Origin of the sequence: Patulibacter minatonensis DSM 18081 (assembly GCF_000519325.1) — a bacterium.
GTDB lineage: Bacteria > Actinomycetota > Thermoleophilia > Solirubrobacterales > Solirubrobacteraceae > Patulibacter > Patulibacter minatonensis.
Genome location: NZ_KI912613.1, coordinates 2,265,291 through 2,286,773, shown reverse-complemented (window position 1 = coordinate 2,286,773; position 21,483 = coordinate 2,265,291). Strand labels below are relative to the sequence as shown.

The window sequence follows — 21,483 nt, the reverse complement described above, 5'->3', positions numbered from 1 at the left end:
CCACCGGCAGCGGCCGGCCGGGTGCGCCTCAGCGCTCGGCCGGGATGCGCCGCTCGCCCGTCGCCTCCACGCCGCCCGTGCGCCCGGCGGGACCGCCGAGCCGTCGCGTGACGAGGGAGATGCCGGCCTCGAGCGTCCCCGGAGCCAGGCTCCGGGCGACCTGCAGCGCGATGCCCTCGCGGGCCGTGACGGCGAAGGCCCGGGTGACGATGCCCTCGCAGATGAGGTCCGCGGCCTCCTCCGGGCGGAGCGCCGGGACGCGGGCGTAGGCCTTCGTCGGCGCGATCATCGGGGTGCGCACGAGCGGCATGTGCACGCCCGTGATCCGGACGCCGTCGCCGCGGACCTCGTTGGCGACGCACCGAGAGAACGAGTCGAGCGCCGACTTCGACGCCAGGTAGGCGGCGAACTTCGGGGTCTGGAGCAGGAGTCCCTCGGAGAGCACGTTGACGATCTGCCCGCGGCCCTGGGCGCGCATCGCGGGAAGGAGGCCGAGCGTGAGCTTCACCGGCCCGTAGTAGTTGATCTGCATCGTCCGCTCGAAGTCGTGCATGCGGTCGTAGGAGTCCGCGATCGCCCGCCGGATCGAGCGACCGGCGTTGTTGACGAGCACGTCGACGGCCCCATGGTCGGCGAGGACCGCGTCCGTCAGCCGCCCCACGGCGTCGAGGTCGGTGAGGTCGCACGGACGCACGTCGGCACGCCCGCCGGCGGACTCGATGCGGGAGGCGACGTCGCGCAGGGCGTCCTCGGAGCGCGCGACGAGCACGACCGTCGCACCGGCCTCGCCCAGGCGCAGCGCGGTGGCCTCGCCGATCCCCGACGACGCGCCGGTGACGAGCACGACCTTCCCGCGGACGGCGCCCGCGAGCCCGCCGGCGGCGATCCGGCGGACGATGCGCCCGGGGGTGTTCGGCGTCCGCGACCCGAGCGTCAGCAGGCCGTGGCGGACGTCGTCCAGCCGACCCTTCCGGCGGCGGGTCACGAGCGGGGACCGAGGTTCCGGGGCATGGGGGCACCATACCTACCGCCGGTAGCAACGACAATCGCGTCCTTCGCGGCACCCACCGGGCGGCGGTGGGACCGACCGGACCGCGCCCCGGAGCCGTCGCGGCGCGTCCGGGCGGACGGTCGGGTCACGCCCCGCCGGTCCGGTTCGCCACGAGGTGCCCGAGAACGACGAAACCCCCGACGATGCGGGGGCTTCTGATCCCTCTGGGAGCGGGAGCGACGGGACTCGAACCCGCGACCTCTGCCGTGACAGGGCAGCGCTCTAACCAACTGAGCTACGCCCCCTCGGGGAACGAGAAGTATGCACGAATCGGGTGCGCCGTGTCCGCCGCCCCGGATCACCAGTCGTGGCGCGGGTTCACGGCCGGTGAGCGAACGCTGTTGCGGTGCCCGTCGACCCGGATCCGCGGGATCCACCCCCGACGGTCAGACGCCGTACGGCCGTCGCCGGCCGACGCGTGCGCGCAGCCCGGGGACCGCCAGCACGCCGGCGCGGAGCCGCTCGCCGAGGAGCGGCGGCAGCAGCGCGTCCGCCGCGGCGTACTCCTCCCGGGCCTCGTCGTAGCGCCCGACCCGTGCCAGCCCGGCCGCCCGCCCGCGCCGGTCGGCCGCCTCGGCGCGTCGCGCGACGGTCTCACGGACGTGCCCGGCGTGCCGCCGGTGGACGCGCAGGAGCGACTCCGCGAGCGAGACGAGGTCGTGGGTCAGGCCCGACGGATGGCGCCGGTAGCGGACGGTCGCCCCGAGGACGGAGACCAGGCCGTGGTCGTCGGCGAGCAGCCGCAGCCACAGGTCGAGGTCCTCCGCCTGCGGCAGCGAGGCGTCGAACCCGCCGACGTCGTCGAAGGCGGAGCGTCGGACGACGGTGGCCGAGGTGCAGAGCGGATGGCGCTCGTAGATCGTCGGCAGCACGAGCTCGGGCCGGTGGCCTCCGCGGTGCAGCCCCTGCCACTGCTCGCCGGTGACCCGGTCGTCCGGCCCGACGATGAGCGTGTCGCCGGTCAGGATGGAGGCCTCGGGGTGATGGGCGAGCGCCCGGGCGTGCGCGGCGAGGTAGCCGTGGCTCCACACGTCGTCGTGGTCGCAGAACGCGACGAGGTCGACCGCCGGCGCGAGCGCCGCGACGCCGGCGTTGCGGGCCGCGCCCGGACCGGACCGCTCGTCCAGGCGCACCAGGCGGATCCGACCCTCCCGTTCGGGGGGCAGCGCCACCGGGGTCGGGGAGCCGTCGTCGACGACCACCACGTCCGCGGGGGGCGTGTCCTGTCCCACGACCGCGTCGAGCGTCTGGGCGAGGTAGGGGCTGAACCCGTACACGGGGATGACGACACCGACCGGCACCCCCGGGAGGCTATCCCAGGCCCGTGCGGGCGACGACGAGCACGGGCGGCTGCGCCCGTGCGGGTCGCGCGGTAGCGTTGCGGTCCCGTGGTTGCTCCCGAAGACTCCGAGCCGCAGGTCGATCCGCAGGTGCCCGAGGGCACCCCGCAGGACGCCGCGGCCCCGCAGGCCCCCGACGCCGAGGCACCCGCCCCGGCCGCGGAGGCCGCCGCCCCCGAAGCCCCTGCCGGCGACGGCTCCGCCTCCGGCGGCGGTGATCCCGCGATCGACGCCGCCGCCGCGGGCCCGCCGGCCGCGGCCTCCCCGGCGGTGACGACCACAGACCCGCAGGCCGCCGACACCGCCCCCGCGGGCACCGCGCCCGCGGATGACGCACCCGCGGGCGACGCCGCCGCACCCGCCGAGCAGACCGGCTCGGAGCCGGCTCCGTCGGCCACCGACGCCCCGACGGGCGAGCAGGCCACGGAGGCGCCGATCGACGGCGACGCACCTGCCGACAGCGCACCGTCGACGGAGGGCGAGGCGCCGGGCGGCGAGCAGGGCCAGGGCGGCGAGAAGAAGAAGCGTCGCCGGTCGCGCGGCAAGCGCTCCGGCCGCGGTGGCGGGCAGGGCGGCCCCGGGGGTCGTCGCCGCTTCGCGTGGGACGAGGTCTTCCTCCGCCAGCGCCTCGAGATCCTGCGCGCGATGGACCCGGACCCGGAGGCCATCACCTGGGCCGTCGAGACGGCCGGCCGCTTCGAGGTCGCCGACATCCTCGCCGGCGAGGGCTCGTCGGGCCGCGAGTTCGGCCGCCGCGCCTACGGCGCCACGCCGGAGACCGACGACCAGGCCGCCTGGATCGTCCTCGCGGCCGTCCGCGCCCGGGACATCGTCTCGATCGCCCGCCGCGCGGTCAGCGGCACGCAGGACCAGCGCGAGCAGGTCAAGGCCGCCATCGAGCTGCTCGGTATCGCCCGCGTGAACACGGCGCTCCAGGGCGACCGGCCGGCGCAGCAGGTCTACGCCGAGCGCGCCCGCCGCGTCGACGTCACCGTCTCCGGTGGCGAGGACCAGAAGGCCGCGTGGGCGCTCCTCTCCCTCGCCCGCCCGCAGGACGTCAGCTCCGCCGCCGCACCCCGGCGCCCGTCGCGTCCCGGCGGCCCGGGTGGTCCCGGCGGTCCCGGTCGCGGCGGCCCCGGCGGCTTCGGCGACCGTGGTGGACGTCGCGAGCGTCGCGAGCCCCCGATCCCGGGCGGCGTCTTCTCCGTCGGCGAGTCCGGCATCGGCGGCGAGCTCGGCGCGAAGCTCCGCGCCGCCCTGGCCGAGGCCGAGGGCACGCCCGCCGAGACGCCCGAGGGCGAGGACGGGTCGCAGGACTCCTGAGCCTCCGGGCCCGCGGCCCCCGGCCGCGGGCCCTCGACCGGCACCTCGGTGCGGTACGACGACGGGCCCCCTCGGGGGCCCGTCGTCGTCGGTGGCGCGCACCCTCCGGTGAGGCGCGAGGTCCGGCGCCGTGGCCGGTCCGCGCGCGGCGGGCTGCGGCGCCCGACGCGCGGACCGCCCCGCGCCCGCGACGGTCAGCCCGCCGCGGTCCCGCTCACCACTCCGACGGCGGCGGGATGGTGTCGAGCCCGTCGTCCGAGCGACCACCGGAGCGAACGCTGACGGCCTCGACGACCTCGGCCTCCTCGACCTCTTCCAGGTCCTCGTCGTGGTCGCCGTCGCAGAGCACGCGGAAGTTGCCGGAGACGCCGGCGTCGCAGTGGATGGTGATCCCCGGGAGGATCTGCTCGCCCTCGTCGAGCCCGAGACGGTCCATGTCGAACGCCGCCAGGCCGATCCCGTACGCGTTGTGCGTCGGGTTCTCCCGGTCGTGGGCGTTGATGGCCATCTGGAACGCCTGGAGGTTCTTCGCGATCTTCGAGGTGTCCGACATGGGCGAGGACCCAGCGTAGCGCGGAACGTCCACCGTGCCGACCCGGTGCGTGCGTGCCCGCCACCGCGGCCGGACGCGCGGTACCCTGCAGCAGCCTCCGGGCGCGTAGCTCAGCTGGTCAGAGCATCCGGTTTACACCCGGGAGGTCGCCCGTTCGACTCGGGCCGCGCCCACTCCTCCGCCCGGCACGCCGGCCCCGGGTCCCGATCGCCGGGGCGTCGATCCGCGGGTGACGGCCGGATCGCCGGACACCGGCATCATGTGCCCCGATGTCCGCGCGTCGCGCAGCCCTCCTGCGCCTCGCCGCGCTGACCGCGTCGCTCGCGGTCCTGCTCGTCCTGTTCAACCTCGGTGGTGTGCTGGACGCCCAGCGGATCCGCTCGTGGGTCGACGAGGTCGGGATCGCCGCGCCTGCCGCGTACATCGTCGTCTCCGGGATCCTCGGCGCCGCGCTCGTCCCGGGCGCGGTGCTCGCCGCGACCGCCGGGCTGCTCTTCGGCGCCGCGACCGGTGCGCTCCTGTCGCTCGCCGCCGCGGTCGTCACCGCGGTGCTGGCCCGCGGTGCGTCGGCGCGCGCCGGCGGGGACGCGCTCGACGTCGTCTCGGGCGAGCGGATGCGGGCGATCACCTCGTTCGCCCGGCGCCACGGGTTCTCCGCCGTCGTCATCCAGCGCCTGCTCCCCGCCGTCCCGGACGGGCCGTTCTCCCACGCCTTCGGGCTGGCGGGCGTGCGGACCCGCGACGTCGCGCTGGGGACGCTCGTCGCCTCGGGCCCGCGCGGGTTCTCCTACGCGCTGCTCGGCGCCAACGCGGACGACCTGACCGGACCCCACGCGCTGTTCGCGATCGGGCTGAACATCGCGACCGGCGCCCTCGGGCTGATCCTCGCGTGGCTCGTGGTCCGCCGGGAGCGCGCACGCGCCGGCACGGCCGTCTGACCGGGTCCTGCTCCTGCGAGGTGGCGGCCGGTGGGCCGCGGGAGACGAAAGAGCTCGGGGGCACGGTCGAGATCCCCCATCGCCGACCGTGCCCTCGATGCCTGTCCCGCCCGGCGTGAAGCTCGGGCGTGGCGCCCACCGCGGTGGGCGCTTGAACACGAAGACGCCGGGTGTCCACAGAACCTACGAAAGTTGCACGAGAAACTACATATTGGCGCGTAGGCGCTCGTCCAGCGGTCGACGTCCGCCGCGGCGGGGCACCGGGGCCCGATCGCGACCCGCGGTAGCATCGCCCGATGCCGCTCGACCCGCCGATCGCCGCCCTGCTGAACCAGATGGAGGCGAACGGCGCGTCCGGAGGCCTCATGGCCGGCGGGGACATCGCTGCCGCCCGCACGCTGATGGCGCAGATGCTCGGGGGCCTCGCGATGGCCGAGGCGCCCACCGGCGTGCCGGACCCGGAGACCATCGAGATCCCGTCCGGCGCCGGACCGATCCCCGCCCGGGTCTACCGGCCCGCGACCCCCGGCCCCCACGCCACGCTGGTCTTCGTCCACGGCGGCGGCTTCGCGCTCGGCGACGCCGTCAGCTACGACGGACAGGTCAAGGCGGTCGCCGCGGGCGCCGACGTCGTGACGGTGAGCATCGACTACCGCCTCGCACCGGAGCACCCGTTCCCGGCCGCCGTCGAGGACGCGATCGCGGCCACGACGTGGGTCGGCGAGCACCTCGACGAGCTCGGCGGCGACGACCGGCTCGCCGTCGGTGGCGACTCGGCCGGCGGCAACCTCTCGGCGGTCGTCGCGCAGACCCGACGCGATGCGGGGCTCCCGCTCGCCGCCCAGCTCCTGATCTACCCGGTCACCGACCCGGCGACCACCTACCCGTCGCACGAGGAGAACGGCGAGGGCTACTTCCTCACCGCCTCCGACATGCGCTGGTTCGAGCAGGCGTACGCCGGCGAGCAGGACATCGCCGCGGGGCTCGCCGACGCCCGGGCCGCGCCGGCGTCCGGGAACCTCGAGGGCCTCGCCCCCGCAGTGGTGGCGACCGCCGGCTTCGACCCGCTGCGCGACGACGGCGACGCGTACGCGAAGGCCCTGGCGGCCGCCGGCGTGACGGTCCGCCACCTCGAGAACCCGTCGCTGATCCACGGCTGGCTGGCGTTGGCCCCGCTCAGCCCGGCGGCGCGGGAGGCCCGCGACGCCGCGCTGGCCGCCCTCAAGGACCTGCTGGCCTGAGGGCGGTCCGGACCGGGCCGGCATGCGTCGGCCGGGCCGGAACGGGGTGACCGGACGCACGATCCGCCGGGACCGCTCCCCCGTCGCCTGCCTGGCCGACCGCGGCCGGACCGCGGCCGCGATCAGACCGCGACGGCGGCGGCCGCCTCGCGGACCGTGTCGACGGCCGGCGTGGTCGGGCGGCCCAGAAGGCGGGCGAGGTCGCCGCTGCCGTTCTGCAGCTCGCCGCGCCCGACGCCCGCGCTCGAGTCGGCGAGGATCTCGTTCAGCGGGGCCGGGAGCCCGGCGCCGGCGAGGATCTCGGCGAGGACCGGCACCGGGACGTCCTGGTACGCGACCTCGCGCCCGGTGGCGTCGGCGAACAGGGTCGCGAGCTCGGGCATCGACAGCTCATCGTCTCCGGCCAGCTCGTAGGTCCGGCCCTCGTGGCCGTCGCCGGTCAGGACGATCGCGGCCGCCTCGGCGAAGTCCTTCCGCGGCGCGACCTGGACCCGGCCGTCGCCCGAGGCGCCGACCAGCCCGTGCTCCAGCGTCGTCGCGAGCTGGCCGGTGTAGTTCTCCGTGTACCAGCCGTTGCGGAGCAGGACGACCGGGAGGTCGGACTCGCGGAGGCGGGCCTCGGTCGCCCGGTGGTCGGCGGCGAGGAGCATCGCGGTGGAGTCCGCGTTGAGGATGCTCGTGTAGGCCAGCAGCGCGACGCCGGCCTGTTCGGCGGCGGCGACCACGTTCGCCTGCGACGCCGCGCGGTCCCCGATCTGGTCCGACGAGATCACGAGCACGCGGTCGACGCCCTGCAGCGCCGCGACGAGCGTGTCCGGCCGCGTGTAGTCGGCCTCGCGGACGTCGACGCCGAGCGCCGCGAGGTCCGCGGCCTTCTCGGGCGTGCGGACCGCCGCGACGATCGACCCGGGCTCGACGCCACGGTCCAGCAGGGCGGCGACGACGAGCCGGCCGAGCTGTCCGGTGGCGGCGGTGACGGCGATGGTGGTCATGTGGTGCTCCGAGGTGCGGGGTAGGGATGCGCGGCCGAGTCGACCGCCTGCCGAAAGCATTGCACAAACTTTTCGATAGTGCTTGTGTTTTGCTATGCACGGCGCCCGGATCGATCCTCGGCTACCATGGAGCGATGGCGCGTACCGCCTCCCCGGGATCCGGGGCACCCAGCCCGCCGGACCACGTCGGCCCACAGGACGACGTCGACCCGACGCTCGAACCCGACGTCTTCGCGCGGGCGTGCACGTCCCGCCCCGTGCTGCAGGACGTCACCGGACGCTGGGGCGCGCTCGCGCTCGGCGCGCTCCACCAGGGCCCCACGAGGTTCAACGCCCTGCGCCGGCGCGTCGACGGGGTCAGCGAGAAGATGCTCGCGCAGACGCTGCAGGCGCTCGAGCGCGACGGGTTCGTGCTCCGTGACGTCCAGGCGACGATCCCGCCGCGGGTCGAGTACCGCCTGACGCCGCTGGGGACGTCGGTGGCGGAGCACCTCCTCGGCCTGATCGAACTGCTCGAGGGCTCGATGGACGAGGTCGGGGCCGCGCAGCGGGCGTACGACGAGCGGTAGCCGGAGCTACAGGTGGCCGGCGCCGCGCCGCGCACGGCGGACCGCGACGGTCGCCACCCAGAGCATCGCGACCAGCAGCAGCGGGGCCACGGTCAGGCTGGGGATCTCGTCGCCGGCGAGGATCCCGCCGGCGACGAACGCCACGAGCATCACCGCCGACAGGACGAGGCAGCTCGCGACCACCTGCCGCCGGGCGATCAGGAGGGCACCGCCGACGAGCTCGAGGACGCCGGCCAGGAGCACCATCGCTCCCGGGGCCGGGAGGTCGAAGCGGACGAACGCGTCACGCTCCCAGCCGTAGGCGAGGAACTTCGGCGTCGACGCGATCACGAAGATCACGCCGAGCACGATCGCGACGCGCCGCAGCATCGGGTCCGCGCGGACGGCGGCGTCGGTGACCATGCCGACAGGGTGCACGACCGGGTCGCGGCGGGCGCCGCGACCCGGCGTGCGGCCGACCGCTCAGGCCGGGTCGGCCTCGGGATCGTCCGTGGCCGGCGCGCCACCGGCCGACACGTCGGGACCGGTCGGGCCCGCGGGGTCGGTCGGCGATGCGGCCGCGGCGTCGGCCGTCGCCGTGGGCTCCGCGGCGAGGATGCCGTAGAGCTTCCGGCGGGCCTCGACGAGGACGTCCTTCGCGGCGGCCGCCTGCTCGGGCTCGGCGACGCGGACGACCTGCCGCGCCGCGTCGACGACGCTGACGACGAGGTCGCGGAGCTCGAGGGCGCCGCGGTCGTCGTCGTCGACCAGGGCCTCCCACGGCGTGGACTCGGCGGCCAGGCGCGTGGCCTCCTCCTCGCCCGTGGCGGACAGGGAGAACGCCCGGCGGTGACCGCGCCCCTCCCCCTCCTCGCTCGTCACGAGCCCCTCGGCCGAGAGCCGCTTGAGCGTCGGGTAGACCGAGCCGGGGCTCGGGCGCCAGACGCCGCCGCTGCGCTCGCGGAGCTCGTGGATGAGCTGGTACCCGTGCATCGGCCCCTCGAGCAGGAGCACGAGGATGCCGGCCCGGATGTCACCGCGGCCGACGCGGGCGCCGGGCGGGAGGAACCCGGGGAGCTCGGGGTCGCCCCCGCGGCCGCCCCCGGGCCCGCCGGGGCCACGGCCGCCCGGCCCGCGACCGCGACCGCGACCCGGACCGCCCGGCCCGCGACCGCGACCCGGACCGAAGCCCGGGCCCCCGGGGCCGTCGTCGTACCGGGCCCAGGGCCCGTGGCCGCGCCCGGGGGCGTCGCCGCCCGCGCGGTCGAAGCCGTCGAAGCCGAACCCGCCGGGACCGGGATCCCCAGGTCCGAAGCCCTCGGGCCCGACCCCCCCGGGCCCGCCGAAGCCGTCGGGCGGTGCGCACCGGCGGTGCCGCGGTCCGCCATGCCGTCCGTGGCGACGCCGCGGACGATCGTCCGCGCGGGTCTCGTCGGACGGGGTGCTGCTGGTGGTGCATCGCTTGCTGTCCATGAGGACGCTCCTTCGTGGTTGGTGTTCCATCACGATATATCGCTTTGCTTCGAACGTCAATAGCGCGATATATCGCGATGCTCGCGAGGGGCCGGCGGCGCGGGGCGAACCGGGGCGACCGATGCGTCATCGGCCCGCATGACGGGCCACCGGCGCATCGGTCCAGGTCTCACGGTCGACCGATGCGTCATTGGCCCGTATCGCGAGCCATCGGCGCATCGACCCCCGCCGGCCTGCCCGCGTCCACGCCACCGCGGAACGACGACGGGCGGCCCGTGGGCCGCCCGTCGTGTGCTGAATCGTGGGTTCCGAGATGACTCGGGAAGGTCCCCGCGCTCAGGGTGAGCGCGGGAACCGGTGCTGAGCTGGCGAAGGTATCGCCGTCCCTGAGTAGGAGCGGAATCCGAGAGCTGTACGCACGTGCTGCCGAGGATCCGGCGACACCCTCAGGGGCGGCGAGACCGAGTCAGATCAGTACCGGTAGTGGTCGGGCTTGTAGGGGCCCTCGACCGGGACGCCGATGTAGTCGGCCTGCGACTGCGAGAGCGTCGTCAGCTTGACGCCGAGGGCGTCGAGGTGCAGACGGGCGACCTTCTCGTCGAGGTGCTTCGGGAGCACGTAGACCTGGTTCTCGTACTTGCCGTCCTGGTTGTTCGCGAACAGCTCGATCTGGGCGATCGTCTGGTTCGTGAACGAGTTCGACATCACGAACGAGGGGTGGCCCGTCGCGTTGCCGAGGTTCATCAGGCGACCCTCGGAGAGCACGATGATCGAGTGGCCGTCGGGGAAGACCCACTCGTGGACCTGCGGCTTGACCTCGATGCGCTCGATGCCCGGGATCGACCCGAGACCGGCGATGTCGATCTCGTTGTCGAAGTGGCCGATGTTCGCGACGATCGCCTTGTTCTTCAGCGCGGCGAGGTGCTCCTTGGTGAGGATGTCCTTGTTGCCGGTCGTCGTGACGACGATGTCGGCCTCACCGATGACGTCCTCGAGCGTGGTGACCTGGTAGCCCTCCATCGCCGCCTGGAGCGCGTTGATCGGGTCGATCTCGGTGACGATGACGCGGGCGCCCTGGCCGCGGAGCGAGGCGGCGGAGCCCTTGCCGACGTCGCCGTAGCCGCAGATCACGGCGCGCTTGCCGGCGATCATGACGTCGGTCGCGCGGTTCAGGCCGTCGACCAGCGAGTGGCGGCAGCCGTAGAGGTTGTCGAACTTCGACTTCGTGACGGCGTCGTTGACGTTGATCGCCGGGAAGAGGAGGCCGCCCTGCTTGGCGAGCTCGTACAGGCGGTGCACGCCCGTGGTGGTCTCCTCGGTCACGCCCTGGATGTGCTTGGCGATCTCGGTGTAGCGCTCCGGCGCCTCGGCGACCGACTTCGTCAGCAGCGAGAGGAAGATCTGGAACTCCTCGGACTCACCGGTCGAGGGGTCCGGCACGGCGCCGGCCTTCTCGAACTCGACGCCCTTGTGGATGAGCATCGTGGCGTCGCCGCCGTCGTCCAGGATCATGTTCGCCGGGGCGTCGGCGGGCCAGCCGGCGACGGCCTGCTCCGTGCACCACCAGTACTCCTCCAGCGTCTCGCCCTTCCAGGCGAAGACCGGGACGCCCTGCGGGTCCTCGGGGGTGCCGTTCGGGCCGACGGCGACGGCCGCGGCGGCCTGGTCGTCGGTCGAGAAGATGTTGCAGGAGACCCAGCGGACCTCGGCGCCCAGCGCCGTGAGGGTCTCGATCAGGACGGCCGTCTGCGTGGTCATGTGCAGCGAGCCGATGATGCGCGCGCCCTTGAGCGGCTGCGACGCGGCGAACTCCTCGCGCGTCGACATCAGGCCGGGCATCTCGTGCTCGGCGAGCTCGATCTGCTTGCGACCGGCGGCGGCCAGCGAGAGGTCGCGGACCTTGAAATCGTTCTTCGAAAGGACGGTGCTCATAGGGTCTCCGTGAGGTTGCTGGCGGTGGTGTCGGCGCGACGTGCGGCCTCTGCCACCAGTCGCTCGTGCTTGTCCTGCTCCCACGTGAGCCAGTCGTCGGCGGGCACGTGGGCGGGACGCGACGGCTCGGCCTCGAGCCAGTCCTCGACCGTCGTCCGCAGCGCGTCGTCGTGCTGCATCCGGCGGGCGAACCCGACTTCTCCGAGAGCCAGCCCGTGCTCGTCCAGCAGCCCGCGCAACGTGCGCAGGCGCTGGAGCTCACCCGGGCCGTACAGGCGATAGCCGCCCGTCGACCGCTCGGGCTCGACGAGCCCCATGCGTTCGATGTAGCGGAGCATCCGCGGGCTCCAACCCGTGGTCTCCGCCGCTTCGTTGATCGTCAGTGCGTCCATGCGGGACTTCGTAACCTTACCACGATCGTGTCAAGGTTACGACGGGTGGCGCCGCCCCGGCCGCGGCAGCCCCTACGGCAGGCGGGAGACGGCCCTGCCCGCCAGCTTCTTCAGCGTCGGCAGCTCGCTGCCGCTGCACAGCCGGCACTGGACGTCGACCCGGACGCCGCCGACCCGGGTCCGCAGGTCGTGCCACTGCTTGCGGTAGTACGCCTCGTCGCCGACGCCGGGGACCTTCTCGCCCCCGAAGGCGGTGAAGTTCGGGTGAAGCTCGCCGACGTAGATGGTCAGGACGCCGTGGTCGCAGCCCTTCCCGACGTCGTTCTCGTCCGGGCGGTGGACCCCGGCCTTGCCACCGGCGCCGACCACGTCCGCGTCCGTCAGCAGGGAGCACGGGTCGATCTTCTCGGCGGCGGGATCGCCTTCCGGGAGTCCGCCCGCCGCGGCGGGCGTCGTGGTCGACGCGGACGTGGCCGCGGTCGTGGTCGTCGGCGCCACCGCGGTGGTCGTCGCGGTCGCGGCCGTCGTCGCGGTGGTCGGGCTCGCCGCGGTCGTCGTGGCGGTGGTCGTCCGGGCCGCGGAGTCGTCGGTGGTCGTCGTCGCGTCGTCGGACCCGCATCCGGCGGCCCCGAGCGCGAGAGCGCCGAGGACGGCGACGAGGGCCGAGGATCGGCGGGGACGTGATCGGGGGTGCGTCGACATCGGGCGAACGTACACCGTCTCGACGTGGCGCCTCAACCGCCTATCGGCCCACCGTGCGTGGGCGCACGGACCGCCCGGCCGCCGGGCGCCGGGGTGCGCGGTGGACGGCCCGCCGCGGCGCGCCGTCGTGGCCGGGCGGGCACCGACCCGGTCCGCCGCACCTGCCATCGTGCCCGCCCATGGAAGACGCGCTGCCGGATCCCGAGCTCGAGGGCCCCGAGACGACGACGTTCCGCGGGCTCGTGGACGGGGAGGAGGTCGGCACCGGCACGCTGACGCTCCGCCCCGACGGCGACCGGGAGCTCGTCCAGGAGATCCGCGGGGAGGCGTTCGGGCGGCTCGCGGGCACCGTCGAGACCCGGTTCCGGCGGCGCTCGGGCGCGCTCCTGGCCCAGTCGCAGTCGATCGAGCTGACCGACAAGGACCGCGAGGTGTTCGCCGAGTCGGCGGCGTTCCGCGACGTCCAGGTCCCGCAGATGGGCGGTGACATCTCGGCCTACCCGCGCGAGATGGTCCCCGCCCCCGCCCTGGCGCTCGCGTTCCGGGTGCTGCCGCTGGCCGAGAAGGCCCGCTTCGTGCCGCCGGTGTGGCTCACGGCGGTCGTGTACTGGCCGCTGGACGTCCGGGTCGAGAAGCGCGAGAAGGTCGCGGTGCCCGCCGGCAAGGTCGACGCGTGGCGGATCCGGGTGCGCCCGAGCCTCGTCGCCGTCGCGCAGGCGCTCGACGAGCTGTCGGCGACGGTCGTCCCGCCCGTGATCGCCCACGTCGCGGTCGACGGGCAGCGCCTCGTGCGGCTCGCGTTCCCGACCGGCCCGTCGCGGACCGACCCCCCGGGGCTGATCGAGGCGGTCGACCTCGGCTGAACGGCCTCTCACCGGCAACCTCACCGGCCAACCCATCCTGAGACACAGAGCCGGGGACCGAGCCGGGCCCGGACCGTCGCGACGCCGACGGTCGGGGGATCCGGACCGGCCGCGCCGGCGCGGCGCCGAAACGAAGAATCGGCGCGAAAGCGTGAACCGCGTGGGAGGATCGCCCGCACCGTCCGCCCTCCCCGGAGTACGGCGGTCCCGCGGCGCGCACCAGGCGCGACGTCGGCGTTCCCCCCGCTCAGGAGCACCATGCCCGCGCCATCAGCCGTCCCGCCCCACCGTCCGTCGAGCCGGAGGCCGGGCCGCCGGGCGGCCGCCGTCACGACCGCGCTGGCCGGACTCGCCGCCCTCGCCCCGGTCGCGGACGCCACCACGATCTACCCGAGCCGGCCGGACCTCAAGCCGACCACCGTGCGGGTCACCACGCCGGCGACGAACACGGCGCCCGGCTACGTCTTCACGACGCCCAAGGGCGGGGGGATCGACTCCGGCGCCATGGTCTTCGACAACTCGGGCTCGCCGGTGTGGTTCCAGCCGGCCGGCAAGGGCAACTCGATCCTCGACCTCAAGCCGCAGCTGCTGGACGGCAAGCCGGTCATCACGTACTGGGAGGGCGGCGCGCTCCGCGGCTACGGGTTCGGCGCGTTCAAGGTGCTGGACCAGAACTTCCGGGTGCTGGCCACCGTCAGCCCGGACGGGAAGCGGCAGGCGGACTTCCACGAGTTCACGCTCACGCCGCAGGGCACCGCGCTCCTGATCTCGTACAAGCCGGTCCGCCAGAGCACGACCGCCGTCAAGGGCGGCAAGAAGAACGACCTGGTGATGCGGAACACCATCCAGGAGGTCGACCTGAAGACGAACAAGGTCGTCTGGGACTGGGTGTCGACCGACGCCGTGTCGCCGAAGGAGTCCTACCTGCCGCTCCCCGCGCGGCCGGAGGTCGCCTATGACTTCATCCACGCCAACTCGGTGAACCTCGACAGCGACGGGAACGTGCTGGTGTCCGCCCGGCACACGCACACGATCTACAAGATCGACAAGAAGACGAAGAAGATCGTCTGGAAGCTCGGCGGCAAGGACTCGAGCTACAAGATGGGCCCCGGGGCCGCGTTCCACTGGCAGCACGACGCCCACCGGCAGCCCGACGGCACGATCTCGCTGTTCGACAACGTCAGCTCGGTGCTCAACGACAAGGGCAAGCGCTCCAAGGGCCTCGTGCTGAAGCTCGACGACGCGAAGCGGACCGCGACCGTCGCGCGCCAGTTCGTCAACCCGGTGACGAAGATCAACAACACGCAGGGCAACCTGCAGGCGCTCCCGAACGGCAACTGGTTCGTCGGCTGGGGCGGCACCGGGGACAACGTGTCCGAGTTCTCCCCCACCGGCCAGCAGCTCTTCGAGGCGAAGTACGCGTCGACGCGGACAGAGTCGTACCGGGCGTACCGCGCCGACTGGACCTCGCAGCCGCTGAGCGCCCCGAAGGCCGTCGCGCGGCGCAGCAGCAGGAGCGTCGCCGTCCGGGTCTCGTGGAACGGCGCGACCACCGTGGCCGCGTGGCGCGCGGTCGGCGGGGCGTCGGCGACCTCGCTCGTCCCGCGCCAGACCGTGCCGCGCGCCGGTTTCGAGACGCTCCTGCGGTACGGCGGTCCGGGTGGCGGCGACAAGATCGTCGCGGTCGAGGCGCTCGACGCCGCGGGCAACGTGCTCAGCCGCTCGAAGCCGGTCGCGGTCGGCACGGACTACTGACCCGCGGAACGACGGATCCCGGCCGGCGCTGCGGTCGCGGCGCGCGGCGCTGCCGCCGCCGCGGCCTCAGCCCCAGGAGCGGCCGTAGGCGGACTGCGCGTCGCTGAGGACGTCGATGCCCAGGCCGAGGCTCTCGAGCTTCAGGAGCGCCATCTCGGCGTCCATCTCCTGCGGCACGCGGTGGACGCCGGGCGCGAACCTGCCCGGCTGGCGGACGAGCGCCTCGACCGCGAGCGCCTGGTTCGTGAACGAGAGGTCCATGACCGACGCCGGGTAGCCCTCGGCGGCCGCCAGGTTGACGACGCGTCCGCCGGCCAGCAGGTGCAGGCGCCGGCCGCCGACGACGTAGCGCTCGACCAGGGGACGGACCTCGACCGGGGGCCCGTCGGCCGCGGCGGCCAGGTCGCCGAGCGAGATCTCGACGTCGAAGTGCCCGGCGTTGGCGAGGATCGTCCCGTCGCGCATCCGCTCGAAGTGCTCGCGGGTCAGGACGTCGCGGTTGCCGGTGACGGTCACGAAGATGTCGCCGCGCTCCGCCGCGACGAGCGAGGGCGCGACGTCGAAGCCCTCGAGCTTCGCCTCCAGCGCCTTGATCGGATCCACTTCGCAGACCGTCACGGCGGCGCCCATGCCGCGCGCCCGGGCGGCGACGCCGCGGCCGCACGAGCCGTAGCCCATGACGACGAGCGTCCGGCCGGCGAGCAGCACGTTCGTCGCGCGGAGGATCCCGTCGAGCGCGGACTGGCCGGTGCCGTGGCGGTTCTCCACCACGCGGTGGGTGTCGGCCTCGTGGACCGCGAGGACCGGGACGGGGAGCTCCCCGCGGCGGGCCATGGCGCGCAGCCGGATCGCCCCGGCGGTCGTCTCCTCGGTGCCGCCGATGAGGTCGGCCGATGCGCGGGTCGGGGCGCCGTCCGCCGCCGGCTCGTGCAGGAGCGCGAGGAGGTCGCCGCCGTCGTCCATCGTCAGGTGCGGTCCGGGGCCGCCGCAGGCCGCGACGGTCTCCTGGTGCCGCGCGTAGGTCGCGCGGTCGATCCTCCGGCGGGCGTGGACGGCGACGCCGTCGGCGAGGACCAGCGCGGCCGCGACCTCGTCCTGCGTCGAGAGCGGGTTCGCGGCCGCGAGCCACACGTCCGCCCCGCCGGCCCGGAGCGTGCGGACGAGGTTCCCGGTCTCCGCCGTCACGTGGAGGCAGGCGGCGACGCGGAGGCCGTCGAGGGGGCGCTCGGCCCCGAACCGCGAGCGGACCTGCGCCAGGACCGGCATCTGGGCGTCGGCCCAGTCGATCCGCGCCTCGCCGGCCGTCGCGAGCGAGAGGTCGGCCACGTCGTGCGGCGGACGGCGGCGGGAGGAGGTCCTGGCGGCCGGGGGCATCGGGGCGATGCTAGTCGTGCCGCGAGGGCGCGGGGCGCGACGGACGGGGGACGGGCCGCCGGGCGGCGGTCGCGGCGTCCGGTCGGCCCGGGAACGTCGTACCCCCACCCGATGCGCGTCGACGTCCTCCATCGCACCCAGCGCCTCGACGGGACCCCGGAGCAGGTCTTCCCGTTCTTCGCGGACGCGGCGAACCTCGACGCGATCACCCCGCCGCTCCTGCGCTTCCGCACGATCACGCCGATGCCGGTGGAGATGGCGACCGGCACGGTGATCCAGTACGCGCTGCGCCTCCACGGCGTGCCGCTGCGCTGGACGAGCGTGATCCAGGTCTGGGACCCGCCGCACCGCTTCGTCGACGTCCAGCTGATCGGGCCGTTCGGGCTCTGGCACCACGAGCACCGGTTCGCGCCGACGGGCGACGGCGGCACGACGATGACCGACCTCGTCCACCACGGCGTCGGCCTGGGGCCGGCGGGCGCCCTCGCGCGGCGGCTGTTCGTGCTCCGCGACGTCGACCGCATCTTCGACCACCGCGAGCGCGTGATCCCCGGGCTGCTCGCGGCGGACGTCGCGGCGCGCCGTTGACGTCCCGCGCGCGTCGGTCTACCCTCCCCGGAGGTCCTCGGGACCTCCCTATGCGCACCGCCTAGCTCGACCGCCGCCACGACCGACCGCCCGGAATCCGTTCCCGGGTGCTCGCCGCGGTCCCGCACGCCGTCCGCCCGCCCGCCGGGTCGCGTCCTCGTCAGCAGGACGACGTCCCGCCGGACACCCCGAGGAGTCCCCATGCCGTCGATCCTGCTCGACGCCCGCGCCGTCACCCGCCACCACGGTCCCCGCACCGTGCTGTCCGGCGTCGACGTCCGCGTCCACACCACCTCCCGCACCGGCCTGATCGGGCCCAACGGCTCCGGCAAGACGACGCTGCTGCGCGTCCTCGCCGGGCTCGAGGCGCCCGACGACGGCACCGTCGACGCCCACGGGTCCGTCGGCCACCTGCCGCAGCTCGCCGACCACGCCGACCGGCGGCCCGCCCGCGAGGTGGCCCTGCAGCGCCTCGGGGTCGCCGCGGCGGCGCGCGAGGTCGACCGGCTCGCCGCGCGCCTGGCCGACGGCGACCTCGACGCGATCGAGCCGCACGCGGTCGCGCTGGACCGCTGGCTGGCCCTGGGCGGCGACGACGCCGACGCGCGGCTGTCGGCCGCCGCGGACGAGGTCGGCCTGGACCCCGACCTGCTGGACCGGCCGCTGCACCGGCTGTCGGGCGGCCAGGCCGCGCGGGTCGGGCTCGCCGTCCTGCGCAGCAGCCGCCACGACGTCGTGCTGCTCGACGAGCCGACGAACCACCTGGACGACGACGGGCTCGACGTCCTGCGCCGGGTGGTCCGCGAGCACCGCGGCGGGCTCGTCGTCGTCTCCCACGACCGGGCGCTCCTGACCGACGTCGCCACCGAGCTCGTCGTGCTCGGCGACCCCGACGCGGCACCGGGGACCGCGCTCCATCACGGCGGCGGGTTCGCGTCGTGGGAGCACGAGCGGGCCGAGGCCCGGCGCCGGGCCGTCGCCGAGCATCAGGACGCGGTCCACGAGCGCACCGCGCTGCGGGCCGCGGCGACCGAGACGCGCGCCCGCGCGTCGGCGTCGTTCCGGAAGGCCGGCGGGGCCACGCACGACGGCGACAAGCACGCGAAGGAGTGGGTGCGCATGCGGGCCGAGGGCATGCAGCGGCGCGCCCGGGTCGTCGAGGGCCGGGCCGACCGACCGCTCCCCGAGAAGCCGCGCGTGCCGGCCCGGCTGCGGCTCGTGCTCTCCGCCGCCGAGCGCCGGGCCCCGTGGGCGGTGGCGCTCGAGGGCACCGTCCTGCGACGGGGCTCGTTCGCCGTGGGGCCGCTCGACCTCGAGATCGAGCACGGCGATCGCGTGCTCCTCCAGGGCCCGAACGGGAGCGGGAAGTCGACGGTCCTGGCCGCGCTCGCCGGCGACCTCGATCCCGACGAGGGTCGGCGGAGCGTGGCCCCGGGGGCCGTCGTCGCCACGCTCGGGCAGGCCCGGAGGGCGCTCCTGGCCGGGGACGGGGACGCGTCCGTCGCCGACGCCGTCGCCGCCCTGGCGGGTGCCGACCCGACGGACGCCCGGACGGCGATGGCGACGTTCGGGCTGGCCGCCGACGTCGTCGTCCGGCCCGCCGCGACGCTGTCGCCGGGGGAGCTGACCCGTGCGGAGCTCGCCGTCCTGGCGCTGCGGCGGACGACGTGCCTGCTGCTCGACGAGCCGACGAACCACCTCGACCTCGCGTCGCTGGAAGCGCTCGAGGCAGCGCTCCGGGACTGGCCGGGCGCGCTCGTCGTCGCGAGCCACGACGCCCGCTTCCGCGAGGCGCTCGGGGTGACGCGGACCGTGGCCCTCTCGGCGGGGCGGGTGCGAATCGGACGCTGACGGTGCGCCCGCGATACTCCGGCGCATGGATCTCGGCATCGCAGGACGGACGGCGATCGTAGGCGGCGCGTCGGCGGGGATCGGGCGGGCGATCGCCGCGGCGCTCGTGGCGGAGGGCGTGCAGGTCGTGCTCTCCTCGCGGGACCCCGAGCGCACCCGGGCCGCGGCGGCCGAGGTCGGGGCCGCCGCGGGGATCGCCTGGGACACCTCGGACGTGGCCGGCGCCGACGGACTCGTCGACGCGGCCGAGGCGGCGGTCGGCCCGATCGACATCGTGGTCGTGAACACCGGCGGGCCGCCCGCCGGCCCCGACCCGCTGGCGTTCGACGACGAGCAGTGGGAGGCCGCGCACCGCAACCTCGTGCGCTCGCCGATGGCCCTGCTGCGCCGCACGCTTCCCGGCATGCGGGAGCGTCGCTGGGGCCGGGTCGTCGGGATCGCCTCGACGTCGGTGCGGGAGCCGCTGTCGAACATCGTCCTCTCCAACGCCGAGCGCTCCGCGGCGCTGTCGGCGTTCAAGACCCTGGCGCGCGAGGTCGCGGCCGACGGCGTCACGATCAACACGCTCCTGACCGGCCGGATCGCGACGAGCCGGATGGCCGAGATGCACGGCTCGCTCGAGCGGGCGCAGGCCGCCGCCCGCGACGCCGTGCCCGCCGGCCGCATGGGCGAGCCGGAGGAGATGGCGGCCGCCGCGGCGTTCCTCTGCTCGGCGCGCGCGGCCTACATCACGGGGACCGCGCTGCCGGTCGACGGCGGGCTGCTGCGCGGGGTCTGACCGCGGCGGACGCGACCCGGGCGGTCCGGGGACGCGGGACGGCGGGTCGAATCCGTCGGGGGGAGGGCCTCGGCATCGGTCGACAAGGGGGTGACCCGGGCTCCGGCCTCACCGGAGCGCGCCTCGGCGCACGCCCGGGTCTCGCACTCCATCCCCACGGAAACGGATCCCCATGAGCACCATCGAACCGACCGAGCCCCTCGACCCGTCGCTCCCACAGCGCGCGCTCGCGGAGGCCATCGGCACCTTCATCCTCGTCTTCCTCGGCTGCGGGTCGGCGATCGCCCTGACCGGCGCGATCCCGGGCGAGGGCGCGGCGCTGCAGTACACCGGGATCGCCCTCGGCTTCGGCCTCGGCATCACCGGCGCGATCTACGCGACCGGCCACATCAGCGGCGGCCACCTCAACCCCGCCGTGACGATCGCCCTGACCGCGATCGGCCGGCACGAGCGCTCCGCCGCCCCGGCGTACATCGGTGCGCAGTTCGCCGGCGCGATCCTCGCCGCCGCCGCCCTGAAGGGCGTGTTCCCCCACGCCGACGCGCTCGGCAACAACGCCGTCGCCGACGGAGTCGGCACCGGCTCGGCGCTGCTCGTCGAGGCCGTGATGACCGCGATCTTCCTGTTCGTGATCGTCAGCGTCGCGACCGACAAGCGCGTGACGCCCGGCTTCGCGGCCCTCGCGATCGGCTTCACCCTCGCGGCGATCCACCTGCTCGGCATCGCCGTCACCGGGACGTCGGTCAACCCCGCCCGCACCTTCGGCCCCGACCTCCTGGCCGGCAAGTGGGACGACATCTGGATCTTCTTCGTCGGCCCGATCGTCGGTGCCGTCGCCGGCGCGTTCCTCTACCAGACGGTCCGTCCCGACCGGGTGTGAGGCCCGGCGGCCCGGGCGCATCACCGCCCGTTCGGCCGCGGCCGGGACGGGCCCTCCTGGGCCGCGCGAGCATGCACCGGCCGGGTCCGCGCCCGGCCGGCCGTACGTCGCGACGGGATCGTCCGGCCGGACCGGTCACCGCAGGCGCGTGATCTCCACGTTGAAGGTCCCGTCGACGGTGCAGTCGCCGTGGTCCAGCGGCCCCAGCGAGGAGACCGCGCTGCCCGTCCGCACGCGCGCCGCGCCGCACTCCCCCGTGACCCGCAGCCGGCGGATCAGCTTCTTGCCGCGACCGAGCGTCCGGAACGACGACCGGGAGACGTCGAACGGCAGCACGAGGCCCGACCCGGGGTGCTCGAGCAGCGAGAGGTCGGCCGACCCGGCCGTCGTGGTGATCCGCGGGACGTCGCAGGCGCCGCGGGCCTGCGAGGGGCCGCCGGTACGACCGAAGGCCACCTGCGCGCTGCGTCCCTGCGAGCCGAGCCCCATCGGCATGGTCGGCAGGGTGAAGGTCCTGCAGCTCGGGCGGGTCAGGCGCACGGGAGCCGCGGGCGCGCAGGCGTTGGACTCCTGATAGTCGCTGATCACCCCCGCGTGCTCGATGCCCTTCGCGCGGCGGGCGCGGGCTCCGACGACGTCCCCGACGGCCCGGACGGTGACCGTCGCCCGCACGTCCATGTCCACGGTGTTCGTCGAGAGCCAGGCCTGCCCGGGGGCGCACGTCGCAAGTGTGTCGTGCCGGAGCTTCGTGGTCATCCCGCCCTGGACGACGACGCTCGCCCGGTAGGTCGCGAGCTTCGGGACGGCGCCGGCGGACGCCGGGACGAGGGCCGTGGCGGCCACGGCCGCAGCGGTGGCGGCGACCGCCGCGAGGGTCGACGTCGATGAACGGCGGACGCGGATCATGCG

21 protein-coding genes and 2 tRNA genes are annotated in these 21,483 nt (G+C 75.0%); 11 read left to right on the top strand and 12 right to left on the bottom strand.

Annotated features, from left to right (window positions below; all coding sequences use genetic code 11):
* Positions 1-28 precede the first annotated feature (28 nt).
* The 3 genes from PATMI_RS29080 to PATMI_RS37370 all read right to left on the bottom strand — a co-directional run bounded on the left by PATMI_RS29080 (position 29) and on the right by PATMI_RS37370 (position 2,352).
* Positions 29-985 (bottom strand): SDR family NAD(P)-dependent oxidoreductase, encoded by a 957-nt coding sequence (locus PATMI_RS29080; protein WP_157260708.1) that lies wholly within the window; start codon positions 983-985, stop codon positions 29-31.
* 237 nt (positions 986-1,222) lie between these two features.
* A tRNA-Asp gene (locus PATMI_RS0110515) sits at positions 1,223-1,296 on the bottom strand.
* Between the two features lie 141 nt (positions 1,297-1,437).
* On the bottom strand, positions 1,438-2,352 hold the full coding sequence (locus tag PATMI_RS37370) for a glycosyltransferase family 2 protein (RefSeq protein ID WP_026910865.1): 915 nt from the start codon (positions 2,350-2,352) through the stop codon (positions 1,438-1,440).
* An 87-nt stretch (positions 2,353-2,439) separates the two neighbouring features.
* Here PATMI_RS37370 and PATMI_RS37365 point away from each other — a divergent pair, with 87 nt between their 5' ends.
* On the top strand, positions 2,440-3,714 hold the full coding sequence (locus tag PATMI_RS37365) for a hypothetical protein (RefSeq protein WP_169738351.1): 1,275 nt from the start codon (positions 2,440-2,442) through the stop codon (positions 3,712-3,714).
* A 214-nt stretch (positions 3,715-3,928) separates the two neighbouring features.
* Here PATMI_RS37365 and PATMI_RS0110500 read toward each other — a convergent pair whose 3' ends face one another.
* Positions 3,929-4,267, bottom strand: coding sequence for a hypothetical protein (locus PATMI_RS0110500; RefSeq protein ID WP_026910863.1), 339 nt, complete (start codon positions 4,265-4,267; stop codon positions 3,929-3,931).
* A 99-nt stretch (positions 4,268-4,366) separates the two neighbouring features.
* Here PATMI_RS0110500 and PATMI_RS0110495 point away from each other — a divergent pair.
* The 3 genes from PATMI_RS0110495 (at position 4,367) to PATMI_RS29070 (ending at position 6,446) form a co-directional block, all read left to right on the top strand.
* Positions 4,367-4,440, top strand: a tRNA-Val gene (locus PATMI_RS0110495).
* Positions 4,441-4,536: 96 nt separating this feature from the next.
* Complete coding sequence (locus tag PATMI_RS29075) at positions 4,537-5,205, top strand: TVP38/TMEM64 family protein (RefSeq protein ID WP_051471323.1); 669 nt, start codon at positions 4,537-4,539, stop codon at positions 5,203-5,205.
* 296 nt (positions 5,206-5,501) lie between these two features.
* On the top strand, positions 5,502-6,446 hold the full coding sequence (locus PATMI_RS29070; RefSeq protein ID WP_036725665.1) for an alpha/beta hydrolase: 945 nt from the start codon (positions 5,502-5,504) through the stop codon (positions 6,444-6,446).
* A 122-nt stretch (positions 6,447-6,568) separates the two neighbouring features.
* On the opposite strand, the gene PATMI_RS0110480 is transcribed toward PATMI_RS29070, so the two are convergent.
* Positions 6,569-7,438, bottom strand: coding sequence for an SDR family oxidoreductase (locus PATMI_RS0110480; RefSeq protein WP_026910862.1), 870 nt, complete (start codon positions 7,436-7,438; stop codon positions 6,569-6,571).
* 134 nt (positions 7,439-7,572) lie between these two features.
* Here PATMI_RS0110480 and PATMI_RS0110475 point away from each other — a divergent pair, with 134 nt between their 5' ends.
* Positions 7,573-8,007, top strand: coding sequence for a winged helix-turn-helix transcriptional regulator (locus tag PATMI_RS0110475; RefSeq protein ID WP_026910861.1), 435 nt, complete (start codon positions 7,573-7,575; stop codon positions 8,005-8,007).
* A 6-nt stretch (positions 8,008-8,013) separates the two neighbouring features.
* Here PATMI_RS0110475 and PATMI_RS0110470 read toward each other — a convergent pair whose 3' ends face one another.
* The 5 genes from PATMI_RS0110470 to PATMI_RS34345 all read right to left on the bottom strand — a co-directional run bounded on the left by PATMI_RS0110470 (position 8,014) and on the right by PATMI_RS34345 (position 12,485).
* The gene (locus tag PATMI_RS0110470) at positions 8,014-8,409 is read right to left on the bottom strand and encodes a DoxX family protein (RefSeq protein ID WP_026910860.1); all 396 of its coding nucleotides are present in this window, start codon (positions 8,407-8,409) and stop codon (positions 8,014-8,016) included.
* A gap of 60 nt (positions 8,410-8,469) precedes the next feature.
* Positions 8,470-9,459, bottom strand: a complete 990-nt coding sequence (locus PATMI_RS34350) for a PadR family transcriptional regulator (protein ID WP_051471321.1) — start codon at positions 9,457-9,459, stop codon at positions 8,470-8,472.
* A gap of 471 nt (positions 9,460-9,930) precedes the next feature.
* Entirely contained in the window at positions 9,931-11,391 is a 1,461-nt protein-coding gene (gene ahcY / locus PATMI_RS0110460) for an adenosylhomocysteinase (RefSeq protein ID WP_026910859.1), read from the bottom strand.
* The gene (locus PATMI_RS0110455) at positions 11,388-11,783 is read right to left on the bottom strand and encodes a MerR family transcriptional regulator (protein ID WP_026910858.1); all 396 of its coding nucleotides are present in this window, start codon (positions 11,781-11,783) and stop codon (positions 11,388-11,390) included. Before PATMI_RS0110455 ends, ahcY begins: the two co-directional genes overlap by 4 nt.
* A 72-nt stretch (positions 11,784-11,855) precedes the next feature.
* A complete protein-coding gene (locus PATMI_RS34345) occupies positions 11,856-12,485 on the bottom strand; it encodes a hypothetical protein (protein WP_051471319.1) in 630 nt (209 codons plus the stop codon).
* 179 nt (positions 12,486-12,664) lie between these two features.
* On the opposite strand from PATMI_RS34345, the gene PATMI_RS34340 reads away from it, so the two are divergent.
* Positions 12,665-13,348 (top strand): hypothetical protein, encoded by a 684-nt coding sequence (locus tag PATMI_RS34340; protein ID WP_026910857.1) that lies wholly within the window; start codon positions 12,665-12,667, stop codon positions 13,346-13,348.
* 258 nt (positions 13,349-13,606) lie between these two features.
* Entirely contained in the window at positions 13,607-15,103 is a 1,497-nt protein-coding gene (locus tag PATMI_RS29050) for an arylsulfotransferase family protein (protein ID WP_051471316.1), read from the top strand.
* Positions 15,104-15,169: 66 nt separating this feature from the next.
* Here PATMI_RS29050 and PATMI_RS0110435 read toward each other — a convergent pair whose 3' ends face one another.
* On the bottom strand, positions 15,170-16,477 hold the full coding sequence (locus PATMI_RS0110435) for an adenosylhomocysteinase (protein ID WP_051471315.1): 1,308 nt from the start codon (positions 16,475-16,477) through the stop codon (positions 15,170-15,172).
* 111 nt (positions 16,478-16,588) lie between these two features.
* Here PATMI_RS0110435 and PATMI_RS29045 point away from each other — a divergent pair, with 111 nt between their 5' ends.
* The 4 genes from PATMI_RS29045 to PATMI_RS0110415 all read left to right on the top strand — a co-directional run bounded on the left by PATMI_RS29045 (position 16,589) and on the right by PATMI_RS0110415 (position 20,574).
* Entirely contained in the window at positions 16,589-17,065 is a 477-nt protein-coding gene (locus tag PATMI_RS29045) for an SRPBCC family protein (protein ID WP_036725660.1), read from the top strand.
* 201 nt (positions 17,066-17,266) lie between these two features.
* Positions 17,267-18,916: an ABC-F family ATP-binding cassette domain-containing protein gene (locus PATMI_RS0110425; protein WP_026910855.1), complete on the top strand. Its 1,650-nt coding sequence runs from the start codon at positions 17,267-17,269 to the stop codon at positions 18,914-18,916.
* A 25-nt stretch (positions 18,917-18,941) separates the two neighbouring features.
* Complete coding sequence (locus PATMI_RS0110420; protein WP_026910854.1) at positions 18,942-19,694, top strand: SDR family oxidoreductase; 753 nt, start codon at positions 18,942-18,944, stop codon at positions 19,692-19,694.
* Between the two features lie 172 nt (positions 19,695-19,866).
* A complete protein-coding gene (locus PATMI_RS0110415) occupies positions 19,867-20,574 on the top strand; it encodes an MIP/aquaporin family protein (RefSeq protein WP_051471313.1) in 708 nt (235 codons plus the stop codon).
* 135 nt (positions 20,575-20,709) lie between these two features.
* Here PATMI_RS0110415 and PATMI_RS0110410 read toward each other — a convergent pair whose 3' ends face one another.
* Positions 20,710-21,480, bottom strand: a complete 771-nt coding sequence (locus tag PATMI_RS0110410) for a hypothetical protein (protein WP_026910852.1) — start codon at positions 21,478-21,480, stop codon at positions 20,710-20,712.
* Positions 21,481-21,483: the final 3 nt, after the last annotated feature.

Excerpts from the sequence above, each read along its gene's own strand:
- PATMI_RS0110500 (WP_026910863.1), bottom strand. The coding sequence starts at position 4,267 with ATGTCGGACACCTCGAAGATCGCGAAGAACCTCCAGGCGTTCCAGATG.
- PATMI_RS29075 (WP_051471323.1), top strand. The coding sequence starts at position 4,537 with ATGTCCGCGCGTCGCGCAGCCCTCCTGCGCCTCGCCGCGCTGACCGCG.
- PATMI_RS29070 (WP_036725665.1), top strand. The coding sequence starts at position 5,502 with ATGCCGCTCGACCCGCCGATCGCCGCCCTGCTGAACCAGATGGAGGCG.
- PATMI_RS0110480 (WP_026910862.1), bottom strand. The coding sequence starts at position 7,438 with ATGACCACCATCGCCGTCACCGCCGCCACCGGACAGCTCGGCCGGCTC.
- PATMI_RS0110475 (WP_026910861.1), top strand. The coding sequence starts at position 7,573 with ATGGCGCGTACCGCCTCCCCGGGATCCGGGGCACCCAGCCCGCCGGAC.
- PATMI_RS0110470 (WP_026910860.1), bottom strand. The coding sequence starts at position 8,409 with ATGGTCACCGACGCCGCCGTCCGCGCGGACCCGATGCTGCGGCGCGTC.
- PATMI_RS34350 (WP_051471321.1), bottom strand. The coding sequence starts at position 9,459 with ATGGACAGCAAGCGATGCACCACCAGCAGCACCCCGTCCGACGAGACC.
- ahcY (WP_026910859.1), bottom strand. The coding sequence starts at position 11,391 with ATGAGCACCGTCCTTTCGAAGAACGATTTCAAGGTCCGCGACCTCTCG.
- PATMI_RS0110455 (WP_026910858.1), bottom strand. The coding sequence starts at position 11,783 with ATGGACGCACTGACGATCAACGAAGCGGCGGAGACCACGGGTTGGAGC.
- PATMI_RS34345 (WP_051471319.1), bottom strand. The coding sequence starts at position 12,485 with ATGTCGACGCACCCCCGATCACGTCCCCGCCGATCCTCGGCCCTCGTC.
- PATMI_RS34340 (WP_026910857.1), top strand. The coding sequence starts at position 12,665 with ATGGAAGACGCGCTGCCGGATCCCGAGCTCGAGGGCCCCGAGACGACG.
- PATMI_RS29050 (WP_051471316.1), top strand. The coding sequence starts at position 13,607 with ATGCCCGCGCCATCAGCCGTCCCGCCCCACCGTCCGTCGAGCCGGAGG.
- PATMI_RS0110435 (WP_051471315.1), bottom strand. The coding sequence starts at position 16,477 with ATGCCCCCGGCCGCCAGGACCTCCTCCCGCCGCCGTCCGCCGCACGAC.
- PATMI_RS29045 (WP_036725660.1), top strand. The coding sequence starts at position 16,589 with ATGCGCGTCGACGTCCTCCATCGCACCCAGCGCCTCGACGGGACCCCG.
- PATMI_RS0110425 (WP_026910855.1), top strand. The coding sequence starts at position 17,267 with ATGCCGTCGATCCTGCTCGACGCCCGCGCCGTCACCCGCCACCACGGT.
- PATMI_RS0110420 (WP_026910854.1), top strand. The coding sequence starts at position 18,942 with ATGGATCTCGGCATCGCAGGACGGACGGCGATCGTAGGCGGCGCGTCG.
- PATMI_RS0110415 (WP_051471313.1), top strand. The coding sequence starts at position 19,867 with ATGAGCACCATCGAACCGACCGAGCCCCTCGACCCGTCGCTCCCACAG.
- PATMI_RS0110410 (WP_026910852.1), bottom strand. The coding sequence starts at position 21,480 with ATGATCCGCGTCCGCCGTTCATCGACGTCGACCCTCGCGGCGGTCGCC.